Origin of the sequence: Nonomuraea sp. NPDC050786 (assembly GCF_040654115.1) — a bacterium.
Classification (GTDB): domain Bacteria; phylum Actinomycetota; class Actinomycetes; order Streptosporangiales; family Streptosporangiaceae; genus Nonomuraea.
In genome coordinates, this window is sequence record NZ_JBFAHJ010000021.1 from 159242 (window position 1) to 173937 (window position 14696).

The following is a 14696-nucleotide window of genomic DNA, read 5'->3' on the forward strand; positions in this document are numbered from 1 at the left end:
GCCTGTGCCGGGTCGCCTGGTGCGGCCGGTCAGTTGGGGCGGAGGGCGGACTTCAGGCGGCGCAGCAGCGTCTTCTCCGAGGGCGCCACGGACACCGTCACCGGCGCAGGCGCAGGGATGGTCACCGGTTCGGGCTGCTTGGGGGCCGGCCAGAAGCGGTCAGGGCGCTCGTGGCGTACCCCGTGGGTGGTGGCGATGACGTCGTCCAGGTCCGCTCCGGGGTCGGTGAGGAGGACGGCGCGGCCGAGGGCCGAGGTGCGCTCCAGGCGGGCCGTGCGGCCGTCGGCCAGGTCGACGACCAGGACGCCCGTGAGATCCTTCTGCGCCGACTCGATCATGCGCTCCAGCGTCACCCGATGCAGCGGCACGTCCACCGGCCCGCGGTAGCGGAACGGCGTGGGGGCGGGTGTCGGGGCGGCCTCGTCGATCAGGCGGATGCGTTCGTCGTGCGCGAACAGGTCGCGCATCAGCCGCATCTCGAAGCACGGATCCGACAGGACGGAACGGCGCGAGTCGCTCAGCCGCGACCACGGCGCCACCAGCGTCACCACGACGTCCTGCAGCTTGCCGTCCAGCGCCGCCGCCACCGCCTGCCGCACCACCGACTCCGAGGTGTCGGTGACGTCGAGCACGATCTCCACGTACGGCACCAGCCACCGCCGCCCCTGGTCCTTGCGCAGGTCCCTGCGGAGCGGGATCCGGTGCGCCAGGTACGGCTCCACGGCCCGCACGGCGCGTTCCCTGTCGCGGTGCTGCGCGGGCAGCCCCAGGTGCACGGCCTGCGCGTCCATGTCGGGAACGAACACCACGCCGTGCATGGCCAGCCGGTAGGAGAACTCGGTGTCCTCCCCGCGCGCCACGGTCGGGTCGAGACCGCCCACGGCGTGGAAGATCTCCCTGGGGAGGGCGAAGGTCGGCCCTGTGCATACGTGATACGGATTGCGGCTCTTGCGCAGCCCGTCGGTCTTGGCGATCGTCGCCTCGGTGGAGCTCGACACGGCCCCGGCCAGGTCGAACAGCTCGCCCAGGTGCCCCGCCTGGTAGACCTGGCGCGGCGTGACCCGCGGCGGCTCCACGAACTTCTTCATCCCGATCGTGACCAGGTAGTCCGTCACGTGGTGCCATCGGGCCAGCGCCTCGATGTGCTCGCGGCAGGGCACCATGTCGGCGTCGAGCCGCTGGATGATCTCGCCGTCGGCGGCCTTGGCGCCGGTGTTGACGGCGTTGGAGATGCCCCATCCGTCACGCACCCGTACGATGCGGGTGTTGACCGGGCGGATCTCGGGCAGCCGGACGGGAGGCTCGCTGCCGTCGTCGACGACCAGGACCTCCATGAGGTGGTCCGGGTACGTCTGCGCCGCCAGCGCCGCCAGTGACAGGTCGAGCTTGTCCTGCCCGCCGTGAGCCGGTATCACCACGCTCACGGAAAGGGCGGGTGACCAGGCGCCGAGCTCCGGCGCCGCGATCGGTGAATAGTCGTTCTGCCTCAAAGCAGGACGCGCGTCCATGGTGGTGACCCCCTGCCGAGACCTTATCGGGAGATGCTGAGAATTTCCTGAATAGTGCGCCTGTCCAATGGATGTGTCCGGCGGGTGGACACGGCTCCGCGCCGGTCGCCCGCACCCCGTACACTCTGTGCCGAACACCGCAGGTAGGGAGCCATCATGAGCAGGTCGTGGCGAGGCCTCATCGAGGAATACCGCGAGCGTCTTCCCGTCAGTTCCAAGACGCCCGTAATCACGCTGCTCGAAGGCGGGACGCCGCTGGTGCCTGCGCACCGCGTCTCCGCTCTTACGGGGTGCGACGTCTACCTGAAGGTCGAGGGCGCCAACCCGACGGGCAGCTTCAAGGACCGTGGCATGACCATGGCCATCAGCAAGGCGGTCGAGGAGGGGGCCAAGGCGGTCATCTGCGCCTCCACGGGCAACACCTCGGCCTCCGCCGCGGCCTACGCCGTCCGTGCCGGGCTGACCTGTGCCGTGCTGGTGCCGCGAGGGAAGATCGCCATGGGCAAGCTCGCCCAGGCGCTCGTTCACGGGGCCACGCTGCTGCAGGTCGAGGGGTCGTTCGACGACTGCCTGGAGATGACCCGCAAGCTGTCGTCCAGCTACCCGATCGCGCTGGTCAACTCGGTCAACCCGTTCCGCCTCCAGGGGCAGAAGACGGCCGCGTTCGAGATCGTCGACACGCTGGGTGACGCACCGGACATCCACTGCATCCCGGTGGGCAACGCGGGCAACATCTCGGCGTACTGGATGGGCTATCAGGAATACGCGGCCGACGGGGTGTCGGCCAAGCGGCCGCGCATGTTCGGCTTCCAGGCCAGCGGCGCGGCGCCCATCGTGCAGGGCGCGCCCGTCGCCCATCCGCACACGATCGCCACCGCCATCCGCATCGGCAATCCGGCCTCCTGGTCGCTGGCCACCGAGGCCCGCGACGAGTCGGGCGGCGTCATCCAGGCGGTGACCGACCGGCAGATCGCGGCGGCGTACAAGCTGCTGGCGCAGGAAGAGGGCGTCTTCGTCGAGCTCGCCTCCGCCGCCAGCGTGGCCGGGCTCCTGCAGGCCCACGCCCAGGGGCTCGTCGACCCGGGTCAGCGCATCGTCTGCACGGTCACCGGCAACGGGCTGAAGGACCCCGACTGGGCGATCTCCGGCGCGCCCGCGCCCGTCGTCATCCCCATCGACGTCCACGCCGCCGCGGCGGCGCTCAACCTCGCCTGACGGCGAGCACGCGGAGGCAGAGTTGAGGACGGTTCAGATTCGCGTGCCCGCGACCTCGGCGAACCTGGGGCCCGGATTCGACGCGCTCGGGCTGGCCCTGAGCCTGTACGACGACGTCGAGGCCACGCTCACCGACGAGCCGGGGACACGCGTGGTCGTCGAGGGCGAAGGCGCCGGGGAGGTCGATCTCGGGGAGGGGCACCTGGTCGTCAAGGCCATGCGGGCGGCGTTCGACCGCATGGGGGCGGCCCAGCCCGACGGGATCCTTCTCCGCTGCCGTAACAGGATCCCGCACGCGCGCGGACTGGGCTCCTCCTCGGCGGCCGTCTGCGCGGGCATCCTGGCCGCCCGCGCTTTGGCTGAGGGCGAACAACTTTCCGACGGCGCGGTTTTCGCGCTGGCCACCGAGATGGAGGGCCATCCGGACAACGTCGCCCCCTGCCTGGCCGGTGGGCTGACCGTGGCCTGGTCCGACCACACGGGGGCGCCGCATATGGTGAAACTGGTCCCCGACGAGCGCATCCGCCCGGTCGTCGTCGTTCCGTCGACGCGGCTGGCCACGGAGACCGCGCGGGGACTGTTGCCGAAGGACGTGCCCCACAAGGACGCATCGTTCAACGCCGGCCGGGCCGCGCTGCTGATCGCAGCGCTGACCCAGCGGCCGGAGCCAGGGCTTCTGCTCGCGGCCACCGAAGATCGACTCCATCAGCATTATCGCGCGCCTGCGATGCAGGCCACCGCGCATCTGGTAGAACGTCTCCGTGCAGTGGGCGTGCCCGCGGTCGTTTCGGGAGCGGGTCCCACGGTTCTTGCGTTTTCGACATCGGATACGCAGGATTTGATCGCGCCAGAAGTGGGTAATGACTGGCACATCCAGCAAATGGACGTCGACCCGATTGGTGCGGACGTTCAGTTCCCCGAGACACGCTGATGCCTCTTTAGACCTTCAGGGAATAGCCGTGTGCGCTGGTGATGTTAGGCTGGTAGCCGCACCAGATGCCCCCTTGGTGGGTGCGTGCTTGTCAGCCACACATCGCTGCATCATGCTTCACGTCGCGAGGCGTGAGCAGCGCGGCTGTCTCCCCGGAACCCGTCGCCTCCGGTTGGCCCACACCCGGTTGGCTCAGAACGAGGCGGCGACGACGGGGATCTGCGCGTTCGAGACACATCGACATCTGGTTGGCGACAGCAATCTGGGGGGTGTCAGCCACGCGCCACGGCCATGTGGCGGCTTGGACGAGCCCCTCCCCAAGAGTGGCGACCGTCCACAGCGGCGGCCGAAGATCGCAGAGTGCACCCCGACCCGGTCTGTCCCGCCGGATCGCAAGCACCTCCGGGACGCCCGGCAGAACGAAACCGGCGCCCGACCCCTGGGAAGGACCTTTTAGTTGAGCGACACCACCGAACTCCTCTCCGACGCATCAGGCGCAGAGCCGGCGTCCGGCGACACCCCCACCCGCGCACCGGCCAAGACCACACGTGCGCGTCGCTCCGGCACCGGCCTGTCCGCCAAGGTGCTGCCCGAGCTGCAGAAGATGGCAGCTGAGCTGGGCATCAGCGGGACTGGGCGCATGCGGAAGAGCCAGCTCATCGCGGCCATCCAGGAGAAGCAGGGTGGCGGTTCCGGCGAAGGCGCACCTGCCTCCGCCCCGGCGGCCGAGGCTCCTGCCGCGGCTGACGCGGCTCCTGCCGCCGAGCGCCCCACCCGCACGCGCAGGGAACGTTCCCGCGCCAAGACCGCCGAGGAGCCCACGCCGCAGCCGGCCGCGCAGCCGGCGGAGCCCGTGGCCTCGGCTCCTGAGCCCGTCGCCGCTGCCGCGCCGGCAGAGCCGGTCGTGGAGCAGCAGGCCCACGCCGTGGAGAGCGGGCAGAACGAGACGAGGGCCGAGCGCGGCGAGAGCCGTCGCGAGCGCCGCAGCCGCGGCGAGCGCCGCGAGCGGGGCGACCGCTCGGGCAGCGACCGCTCCAGCAGCGACCGCGGTGACCGTGGCGACCGAGGCGACCGTAGTGAGCGCGGTGACCGCAGCGACCGCGGTGAGGGCGGCCGTGCGGAGAGCAGCCGCGACGGCGGGCGCGGTGAGCAGCGCGAGCGCGCCGCCGACTCGGGCGGCCGCGGCGACCAGCGCGGCGACCAGCGGGGCGACCGCTCGGGCAGCGACCCGCGGGGCGGCGACGACGACGAGCGCGGCCGCGGCCGCAGGGGCCGTTTCAGGGAGCGCAACCGTGGCCGTGGCCGCGACCGCTTCGAGGGCGGCGGCGAGCCCGTCATCGGCGACGACGACGTGCTCATCCCGATCGCCGGCATCCTCGACATCCTCGACAACTACGCGTTCGTCAGGACCAGCGGCTACCTGCCGGGCAGCAACGACGTCTACGTCTCGCTCGCCCAGATCCGCCGCAACGGCCTGCGCAAGGGCGACGTCATCACCGGCGCCGTCCGGCAGCCCCGCGACGGCGAGCGGCGCGAGAAGTTCAACGCCCTGGTCCGCCTCGACACCGTCAACGGCATGGACCCGGAGCAGGCCCGCAACCGGCCCGACTTCAACAAGCTGACGCCGCTCTACCCGCAGGAGCGCCTGCGCCTCGAGACCGAGCCGAACATCCTGACCACGCGGATCATCGACCTCGTCTCGCCGATCGGCAAGGGCCAGCGCGGCCTCATCGTCTCGCCGCCCAAGGCCGGTAAGACGATGGTGCTGCAGGCCATCGCCAACGCGATCACCCGCAACAACCCCGAGTGCCACCTGATGGTCGTGCTCGTGGACGAGCGGCCTGAAGAGGTCACCGACATGCAGCGGTCGGTCAAGGGCGAGGTCATCCACTCGACCTTCGACCGCCCCGCCGAGGACCACACCACGGTCGCCGAGCTCGCCATCGAGCGGGCCAAGCGCCTGGTGGAGCTGGGCCACGACGTGGTCGTCCTGCTCGACTCGATCACCCGCCTCGGCCGCGCCTACAACCTGGCGGCCCCGGCGTCCGGTCGCATCCTGTCGGGTGGTGTCGACTCCACGGCGCTCTACCCGCCCAAGCGCTTCTTCGGCGCCGCCCGCAACATCGAGAACGGCGGCTCGCTGACGATCCTCGCCACGGCCCTGGTCGAGACCGGGTCCAAGATGGACGAGGTCATCTTCGAGGAGTTCAAGGGCACCGGCAACGCGGAGCTCAAGCTCAACCGGTCCCTGGCCGACAAGCGGATCTTCCCCGCGGTGGACGTGGACGCGTCCGGCACCCGTAAGGAAGAGATCCTCATGGGCAAGGACGAGCTCCAGATCGTCTGGAAGCTGCGGCGGGTGCTGCACGCTCTGGACATGCAGCAGGCGCTCGAGCTGCTGCTGGAGAAGATGAAGGAGACCAAGTCCAACGCGGAGTTCCTCCTCCAGGTCCAGAAGACCACGGTGAGCAACGACCGCGACTAGCGGCTCCAGGTGTCGAAGGGGCGGCAGGGTTTCTCCCTGCCGCCCCTTCTTCCGTGTCGCGCCGGGGGTTAGCCCTACCTCGGCGACGGAAGCCACCCGCATTCACTCCGGCCCCTCTCCCATGCACTCTTGGGACATGCCATCAGTCGCATTGAAGGACCGGGTTCCGTTCGGCCCCAAGGGCCCCTTGGGCATCGTGGTCGACCCGATGACGTGGCGGGCGGCGCCGTACCTGGGGCTCGCCGGGGTGCTCGGGTTCGGCTGGTTCGCCGTGCTGGCCGTGACCGTGCCCGTCTCGCTCACGCTGACGGTCGTCTGGGTGGGCGTGCCGCTGATGATGGCGACGGTGCTCATGTGGCGGGGCGGTGCGATGCTGGAGCGGCGGCTGATGCGCGCGGCGTTCGGCGTCAGGATCGACGACCCGTACCGTCCCAGGCCGGAGCGCGGGGTGGGCGCGCACATCCGGTGGCTGCTGGCGGACGGGGCCACCTGGCAGGACCTCGGCTATCTGCTGATGCTGCTCCCGCTCGGCCTGGTCGAGACGGCCCTGTCCGTGGCGCTGTGGACGGGGTCGGGCATGCTGCTCGTCCAGCCCGTCCTGATGTCTCTGTGGGTGGCGACGGGCCTGCACGGCGACCTGACCACCCAGAGCTGGCCCGGCGCCTTCGTGGCCATGGCGTTCGGGGTGCTGCTCTTCGTGGTGGCGGCGTACATGGTGCGGGGGATGGCCTGGCTGCACGGGACGCTGGCGACGGTGCTGCTCGGCGGCAGCCAGGAGGAGCGGCTGCGGGCCAGCCGGGCCAGGGGGATCGACGCCGCCGAGGCGGAGCGGCGCAGGATCGAGCGTGACCTGCACGACGGCGCTCAGCAGCGGCTGCTGTCGGTGGCGGTGGACCTGGGGCGGGCGCAGTCGAAGTTCGACAGCGAGCCCGAGGTGGCCAGGACGCTCATCGCCCAGGCCCACGCCGGCACGAAGGCGGCCATCGCCGAGCTGCGCAACCTGGCCAGGGGCATCCATCCGGCCATCCTGAGCGACCGCGGCCTCGACGCGGCCCTTTCCGGGCTGGCCGCGCGGGCGCCCATCCACGTGGACGTCTCCGTCGAGCTGGCCGAGCGGCCGCCCGCGGCCGTCGAGAGCATCGCATACTTCATCGTGGCCGAGACGCTGGCCAACATGGCCAAGCACTCAGGGGCGACCGAGGCGTCGGTCACGGTGCTCAGGGACCACCGCGGCGTGGTCGTCGACGTGTGGGACAACGGCATAGGCGGGGCGCTCGTGTGCCCCGGCGGCGGCCTGTCCGGGCTGGCCGACCGGGCGGCCACCATCGACGGGGTGCTCGTCCTGCACAGCCCTGTCGGCGGCCCCACGCTCGTGCGTGCGGAGCTCCCCTGCGAGTGGTAGCCGGTCCGTTCTCGCTCTCCCGCGCGGAGGAGCGCTCGGAATGGTAGGCGCATCCTGCGGCCTGCAGTGGACAGCTGAACGCTGCCCACTGTAGTCATGTGGCCATGCGCGTGGTCATCGCCGAGGACTCCGTACTGCTGCGCGAGGGGCTCGCGCGCCTGCTCGCCGACGGCGGCATCGAGACCGTCGCGGCCGTCTCGGACGGGTCCGCGCTGGTCTCCGCCGTCCTGGAGCACGAGCCCGACCTCGCGATCGTCGACGTACGCATGCCGCCCACCCACACCGACGAGGGGCTGCGGGCGGCGCTGCAGGTGCGCTCGGCCGTACCCGACTTCCCCATCCTCGTCCTGTCCCAGTACGTCGAGGAGCGGTATGCCGGAGACCTCATCGGCAAGGCCGTCGGCTACCTGCTGAAGGAGCGGGTCGCCGACGTGGCCGAGTTCTTGGAGGCGGTACGCCAGGTCGCCGCCGGCGGCACGGTCATCGACCCCGAGGTCGTCGTGCAGCTGCTGAGCCGCCAGCGCCGCGGCGCTCCGCTCGACTCGCTCTCCCCCCGCGAGCGCGAGGTGCTCGCCCTGATGGCCGAGGGCCGCTCCAACACCGCCATCGCCACCAGGCTGGTCGTCACGGAAGGCGCCGTGGAGAAGCACATCTCCGGCATTTTCGCCAAACTGGCCCTGGGGCCCGCGCCGGAGGATCACCGCCGCGTGCTGGCCGTCCTGACGTACCTGGGCCGCTGACGGGAATGCGCGATGGCCTGGGATGGTTGGACGATCTGGCACACTGGTAGCTGACCATTTTGCGGCTCCGGTTCACGCCGTGCGTGATGGCGACCCGGCGGCCGCACCCCGAAAGGACAGCGATGAAGCGCGACATTCACCCTGACTACAACGTGACGCAGGTCTCCTGCTCCTGCGGTAACACGTTCACCACCCGTAGCACCGCCAAGAACGGCGTCATCCACGCCGACGTCTGCTCTGCCTGCCACCCGTTCTACACCGGCAAGCAGAAGATCCTCGACACCGGCGGCCGGGTGGCTCGCTTCGAGAAGCGCTTCGGCAAGAAGGCCACGGGCAAGTAGCTTCACCGACGCCGGCCCGGACGCACTTCCGTGCGCCGGGTCGGCGTTGTTGGTGTGGAACGGCCCCAACCAGACGTAAGGACCCACGGTGAACCTCGACGAGTTGCTCAAGGAGTATTCCGAGCTGGAGGTGCAGCTCGCCGACCCCGCCGTGCACGCCGACCAGAACAAGGCCCGCACCCTGGGCAGGCGCTACTCGCAGCTCACGCCGGTCGTCGGCACCTACCGCGAGCTCGAGTCGGCCCGCGAGGACCTCAGCGCCGCCAAGGAGCTGGCCGGTGAGGACGAGGCGTTCGCGGCCGAGGCCGCCGAGATCGAGGAGCGCATCCCCCAGCTGGAGGAGCGGCTCAGGCACCTGCTGATCCCGCGCGATCCCAACGATGACAAGGACATCATCATGGAGATCAAGGCGGGCGAGGGCGGTGAGGAGTCCGCGCTGTTCGCGGGCGACCTGCTGCGGATGTACCTGAGATACGCCGAGCGCCTCGGCTGGAAGACCGAGATCATCGACAGCCAGCCCTCCGACCTCGGCGGTTACAAAGACGTCACGGTCGGCATCAGGGCCAAGGGCGACGAGGGCGTGTGGTCCCGGCTCAAATACGAGGGCGGCGTCCACCGCGTGCAGCGGGTGCCCGTCACCGAGTCGCAGGGCCGCATCCACACCAGCGCCGCGGGCGTGCTCGTCTACCCGGAGGCGGAGGAGGTCGACGTCCAGATCGACCCCAACGACCTGCGCATCGACGTCTACCGCTCCAGCGGTCCCGGCGGCCAGAGCGTCAACACCACCGACTCGGCGGTCCGCATCACCCACCTGCCCACCGGCGTGGTCGTCTCGTGCCAGAACGAGAAGAGCCAGCTCCAGAACAAGGAGTCGGCCCTGCGCATCCTGCGCGCCCGGCTGCTGGCCATGGCGCAGGAGCAGGCCGAGGCCGCCGCGCAGGCCGAGCGCAAGTCGCAGGTCCGCACGGTCGACCGCTCCGAGCGCGTACGCACCTACAACTTCCCGGAAAACCGCATCTCCGACCACCGCGTCGGCTTCAAGGCGTATAACCTCGACCAGGTTCTCGACGGCGAGCTCAACGCCGTCACCCAGGCCCTCATCGACGCCGAAATGGCGGAGAAGCTCGCACAACACTCATGACATTTCTGCTGGACGAGATCGCCCTCGCCACCGCCCGGCTGGCCGAGGCAGGTGTTCCCTCACCGCGCACCGACGCTGAGGAGATCGCGGCGTTCGTCCACGGCGTGCGCAGGAGCGAGCTCCACACGGTCAAGGACGCCGACTTCGACGCGCTCTTCTGGGAGGGCGTGGCCAGGCGGGAGGCCCGCGAGCCGCTGCAGCACATCACCGGCCACGCCTACTTCCGCTACCTGGAGCTCGCGGTCGGGCCCGGCGTGTTCGTGCCGCGGCCCGAGACCGAGGTGATGGCGGGCTGGGCCATCGAGACGCTGCGCGAGATGGACGTGACCGCCCCGCTCGTGGTCGACCTCGGCACCGGCTCGGGCGCGATCGCGCTCTCGATCGCCCAGGAGGTGGCGCTGGCCGAGGTCCACGCCGTGGAGGTCGACCCCGCGGCGTACACGTGGGCCAAGCGCAACATCTCCGAGCTCGGCCAGGGCCGCACCCACCTCCACCCGGAGGACCTGGCCGAGGCGCTGCCCGAGCTCAACGGCAAGGTCGACCTGGTCATCTCCAACCCGCCCTACATCCCGCCCGGCGCGATCCCGCGCGACCCCGAGGTGCGCGACTACGACCCCTCCAGGGCGCTGTACGGCTCCGGCGACGACGGCCTCGGCGAGGTGCGCGCGGTCGAGCGCACGGCCCGCCGGCTGCTGCGGCCGGGCGGCTGGGTGGCCGTCGAGCACGCCGACGAGCAGGGCAGGGCGGTCTACCTGACGTTTCCCGAGGACCACGGCTGGCGTGACGTGCGCCTCCGGCAGGACCTCACCAGAAGAGACCGCTTCGTCACGGCCCGGCTGGGCCAGGACTAGGATCTATGCGAGCGGGAGCGAGGCGATAAGAACGTGTCCAGACGTTTTGACTGCACCGACCTGGAGCAACGTACCGTCGGCCTGATGGAGGCCGCGTCGGCCGTGCGCCGCGGCGACCTCGTGGTGCTGCCGACAGACACCGTCTACGGCATCGGCGCGGACGCCTTCACGCCGTCGGCGGTCACCGCGCTGCTCGACGCCAAGGGCCGGGGCCGCGAGATGCCGCCGCCCGTGCTCGTGGGCACCGTCAGAGCCGCCACAGCGCTCATAGACGACCTCGGGCCGTACGGGCAGGACCTGATAGACGCCTTCTGGCCGGGGCCGCTCACGCTCGTCTGCAAGGCCAACAGGGCCCTTTCCTGGGACCTGGGGGAGACCAAGGGCACGGTGGCCGTACGCATGCCGCTCCACCCGGTGGCGCTCGACCTGCTCAAGGAGACCGGCCCCATGGCCGTCTCCAGCGCCAACCGCTCCGGCGCCCCCGCCGCCACCACGGCGGAGGAGGCGGAGGAGCAGCTCGGGGACTCCGTCGACGTCTACCTCGACGGCGGCAAGACCACCGACAACACGCCCTCCACCATCCTCGACCTCACCACGGCCGTGCCCAGGCTGCTGCGTCGCGGGGCGATCCCGGTGGAGAAGCTGCGCGGCATCATCGGATACGTCGCCACCGAGGACTGACGTATACCGTCTGCTTATCCCGGCTGCGATCGCGCTCCGGCCGACACTACGGTGAGCCCCGGAGCGGCGATTACGTCCGGGAGTGGCCCATGGGCAAGTTCGACGGCATGGATCCCAAGCTGGTCCGCGACCTGCTGACCGAGGTGAAACACGCGGCCACGCAGCTGCGTGCGGCCGAGGATCGGGTCAGGCTCGCCATGCACCGGGCCGGGCTGTCCGCCGTGACCACCCACCGCCCCGCCCAGGTCGCGGAGGCGGCCGACACGATGGTCAAGGACGTCAACGTCCGGCTCGGGGTGCTGGAGAAACGGGTCGACCAGCCGCGGGGCGACGTTCCCGGCACGGGGTCCACGCGGGACGACGAGCCGAAGGACGTGCGCGGGGACCAGCACAAGTACGACAATCCGCGCTCCGACGCGACTCCGCCGAAGAACGACGACACCAAGACGGGCGATCAGCCGAAGGCGGACGCTGATGGCAAGACGGGCGATCGGCCGAAGGCGGACGCTGACGGCAAGGCCGGCGATCGGCCGAAGGCGGACGCTGACGGCAAGACCGGGGATCAGCCGAAGGCGGACGCTGACGGCAAGACGGGCGATCGGCCGAAGGGGGACGCCGACGGTAAGACCGGGGATCAGCCGAAGGGGGACGCCGACGGTAAGACCGGGGATCAGCCCAAGGGGGACGCCGACGGTAAGACCGGGGACCAGCCCAAGGCGGACGCCGACGGCAAGCCGGATGCCGACGGTGGCGGGAAGTCGTGTGACGGCGCCAAGGACACCGGGACCGGCCAGGACACCGGGACCGGCCAGGACACCGGGACCGACCAGGACACCGGGACCGACCGCAGAATCGGTGACCAGCCCGTCGATCTACCCGATGACCAGCCCAAGGACGACGACCTGGACAGCCGGCGCGACCGTGGCGCCGAGGCCGACGGCGGCGCGACCGGCACCCCGGCCAAGGACCACCAGGACGTGACCAAGCCGCAGATCGTGGAGGTCGACGGCGTCAAGGTCCTGCAGATCCCCATCGACCCGCCCACGGCCGAGCAGCTGGAGGACCTGCTCGAGAACGCCGACAAGGTGCAACCGGCGGACATGCCGAAGCTCCCCGCCGACACCGCGGCCACCCACGCGGCCGACATCAACGCGTGGGCCGGCCACGACACCGCACCGGCTGCCGGCCACCACACCACACCGGCGGACGGCACGGCCTCCACCGCCGGCACGAACGACGACGCCTGTGCCTCCAACGGCGACACCGCCCCGCGAGGCACCACACCCGACGGCCCCTCGGGCGACGGGGCAGCGCAAAGGGGAGACCAGACGACGGGAGCCCGAGGCGCGCCCGTCTCCGTCCCGCCGACCAACCCGTCGATCCAGATGCAGATCGCGTACGGGCCCGACACCGCGGCGTCGAACGCCGCCACCTGGGCGAACGACGGCAGCGACGTCGTCTCCGTGGACGTCGCACCGCCCAGCCTGGACACGCTGGGGACGGTCGTGGAGCACCACCGCGACATCCAGCCCCTCGACATGCCCTCGGTCGAGGTCCCGCCGGGCGAGTACGGCAAGGGTGAGTGGGCCCCCAGGGACATCCGGCCGGACGGCCCGCAGGGCGAGATTGACCCGGGCACGCCGGAAAGGAGCGCGTGATGTACGTCGACCCCCCGGCGCCCAAGCCAAGGGAGCCCCACGAGACCCCGCCGGTCAGCGCCTCAGGAGCCCTGGACGACCCGCAGAGGGCCTGGGAGTTCAACCCCGACTACCAGCGCCTGGTCGTGGCGTGGAACACCGTCCTGCCCCAGCTGGAGGCCCTCAGAACGGCACTTGACAAGGCGTACGGCCTGGCCAAGAGCCCTCAGACGTGGGACGCCCCCGTGGGGGAGCGCTACGTCCAGGACATCCGCGAGTGGCGCAACAGGCTCGCCGTCTACCGTCACAACGTGCTGACGACCATCAGCGACGAGGCGGCCGACACCCCCAGATGGATCCCGACCACGGCCAGCGCGCCCCACGCGTTCCAGTAGGACACACCAGGCGCACGCAACCCCCGAGGCTGGGTGAAACGGACATTAGGTCGTACAGTGGGGAAATGGGTGGAGAACCCTACTACGGCCCCGACTTCGGGCTGCTGCGGAAGCAGGACCCGGAGCTCGCACAGGTGCTGCTCGACGAGCTGGAGCGGCAGCGGGGCAACCTTCAGCTGGTCGCGAGCGAGAACTTCACCTCGCCCGCCGTGCTGGCCGCGATGGGCTCGACCCTCACCAACAAGTACGCCGAGGGTTACCCGGGCAAGCGCTATTACGGCGGTTGCGAGGTCGTGGACCGGGCCGAGCGGCTGGCGGTGCAGCGGGCGCGCGAGCTGTTCGGTGCGGAGCACGCGAATGTCCAGCCGCACTCCGGCGCCTCGGCGAACCTGGCCGCCTACGCCGCGCTGCTGCAGCCCGGCGACACGATGCTGGCCATGGCTCTGCCGCACGGCGGCCACTTCACCCATGGCTCCAAGGTGAACTTCTCGGGAAAATGGTTCAACGTCGTGTCGTACGGGGTGCGGCGTGACACCGAACTCATCGACTACGACGAGGTCAGGGACCTGGCCCTGCGGCACCAGCCCAAGCTCATCGTGTGCGGCGCCACGGCGTACCCCAGACTGATCGACTTCGCGGTCTTCCGCGGCATCGCGGACGAGGTGGGGGCGTGGCTGCTGGCCGACGTCGCGCACACGATCGGGCTGATGGCGGGCGGCGCGATCCCGTCGGCGGTGCCGCACGCGGACGTCGTGACGCTCACCACCCACAAGGCGCTGCGCGGGCCGCGCGGCGGTGCCATCCTGTGCACGGAGGAGCTGGCCCCGAAGATCGACCGGGCGGTGTACCCGTTCATCCAGGGCGGGCCGCTGATGCACGTGGTGGCGGCCAAGGCGGTGGCGTTCGCGGAGGCGATGCGGCCGGAGTTCGCCGACTATGCCAGGCGCGTGGTCGTGAACGCGCAGGCGCTGGCGCAAGCGCTGGCGGGGGAGGGGATGCGGGCCGTGTCCGGCGGCACGGACACCCATCTGGCCCTGATCGACCTGCGGGACCTCGACGTGTCCGGCGCCGAGGCCGAGCGCAGGTGCGCCCGCGCGGGGATCACGCTCAACCGGAACGTGATCCCGTACGATCCGGAGCCGGCGGCCGTCACGTCGGGGATCCGCGTCGGCACGCCGTGCGTGACCACCCAGGGCATGAGCTCTCAGGAGCTGAAGGAGGTCGGAACCTTGGTGACCAGGGCAGTGCGCCAGCCCGGCGCAGCCGCGGAGATTCGGGAAAGAGTCTCGGCGCTTCTGGCCATCCATCAGCCATATCTCAGCGAATATTAAGCGGGTCTGTGTCGTTTTCCGGCCTCAGCAGGCCGGTG

Annotated in this window: 13 protein-coding genes; 12 read left to right on the top strand and 1 reads right to left on the bottom strand. The window is 70.7% G+C overall.

The features are described 5' to 3' along the window. Window positions 1–29 precede the first annotated feature (29 nt). Entirely contained in the window at window positions 30–1508 is a 1479-nt protein-coding gene (locus AB0H84_RS32765) for a glycosyltransferase (protein WP_357612822.1), read from the bottom strand. 156 nt (window positions 1509–1664) lie between these two features. Between AB0H84_RS32765 and thrC the strand changes: the two genes are divergently transcribed. The 12 genes from thrC to glyA all read left to right on the top strand — a co-directional run bounded on the left by thrC (window position 1665) and on the right by glyA (window position 14658). Next, complete coding sequence (gene thrC, locus AB0H84_RS32770; RefSeq protein ID WP_357612825.1) at window positions 1665–2723, top strand: threonine synthase; 1059 nt, start codon at window positions 1665–1667, stop codon at window positions 2721–2723. Window positions 2724–2745: 22 nt separating this feature from the next. After that, window positions 2746–3654, top strand: a complete 909-nt coding sequence (gene thrB / locus AB0H84_RS32775) for a homoserine kinase (RefSeq protein WP_357612828.1) — start codon at window positions 2746–2748, stop codon at window positions 3652–3654. A 457-nt stretch (window positions 3655–4111) separates the two neighbouring features. Then, window positions 4112–6139 (top strand): transcription termination factor Rho, encoded by a 2028-nt coding sequence (gene rho / locus AB0H84_RS32780; RefSeq protein ID WP_357612831.1) that lies wholly within the window; start codon window positions 4112–4114, stop codon window positions 6137–6139. A gap of 136 nt (window positions 6140–6275) precedes the next feature. Then, window positions 6276–7541, top strand: a complete 1266-nt coding sequence (locus tag AB0H84_RS32785; protein ID WP_357612834.1) for a sensor domain-containing protein — start codon at window positions 6276–6278, stop codon at window positions 7539–7541. A 104-nt stretch (window positions 7542–7645) separates the two neighbouring features. Further along, window positions 7646–8281, top strand: a complete 636-nt coding sequence (locus tag AB0H84_RS32790; protein ID WP_357612837.1) for a response regulator transcription factor — start codon at window positions 7646–7648, stop codon at window positions 8279–8281. A gap of 122 nt (window positions 8282–8403) precedes the next feature. Then, the gene (rpmE, locus tag AB0H84_RS32795; RefSeq protein WP_106248153.1) at window positions 8404–8622 is read left to right on the top strand and encodes a 50S ribosomal protein L31; all 219 of its coding nucleotides are present in this window, start codon (window positions 8404–8406) and stop codon (window positions 8620–8622) included. A gap of 88 nt (window positions 8623–8710) precedes the next feature. Continuing rightward, on the top strand, window positions 8711–9763 hold the full coding sequence (gene prfA, locus AB0H84_RS32800) for a peptide chain release factor 1 (protein ID WP_357612840.1): 1053 nt from the start codon (window positions 8711–8713) through the stop codon (window positions 9761–9763). After that, complete coding sequence (prmC, locus tag AB0H84_RS32805; RefSeq protein ID WP_357612843.1) at window positions 9760–10614, top strand: peptide chain release factor N(5)-glutamine methyltransferase; 855 nt, start codon at window positions 9760–9762, stop codon at window positions 10612–10614. The genes prfA and prmC overlap by 4 nt, the downstream gene beginning before the upstream one ends. Window positions 10615–10647: 33 nt before the next feature. Further along, window positions 10648–11295, top strand: a complete 648-nt coding sequence (locus AB0H84_RS32810) for an L-threonylcarbamoyladenylate synthase (RefSeq protein WP_357612846.1) — start codon at window positions 10648–10650, stop codon at window positions 11293–11295. Between the two features lie 89 nt (window positions 11296–11384). Further along, a complete protein-coding gene (locus AB0H84_RS32815; protein ID WP_357612849.1) occupies window positions 11385–12953 on the top strand; it encodes a hypothetical protein in 1569 nt (522 codons plus the stop codon). Further along, complete coding sequence (locus tag AB0H84_RS32820; protein WP_357612852.1) at window positions 12953–13327, top strand: hypothetical protein; 375 nt, start codon at window positions 12953–12955, stop codon at window positions 13325–13327. The genes AB0H84_RS32815 and AB0H84_RS32820 overlap by 1 nt, the downstream gene beginning before the upstream one ends. Window positions 13328–13392: 65 nt before the next feature. After that, window positions 13393–14658 carry a serine hydroxymethyltransferase gene (glyA, locus tag AB0H84_RS32825; protein ID WP_357612855.1) on the top strand — a complete coding sequence of 422 codons (1266 nt, stop codon included), beginning with the start codon at window positions 13393–13395 and terminating at the stop codon, window positions 14656–14658. Window positions 14659–14696 lie beyond the last annotated feature (38 nt).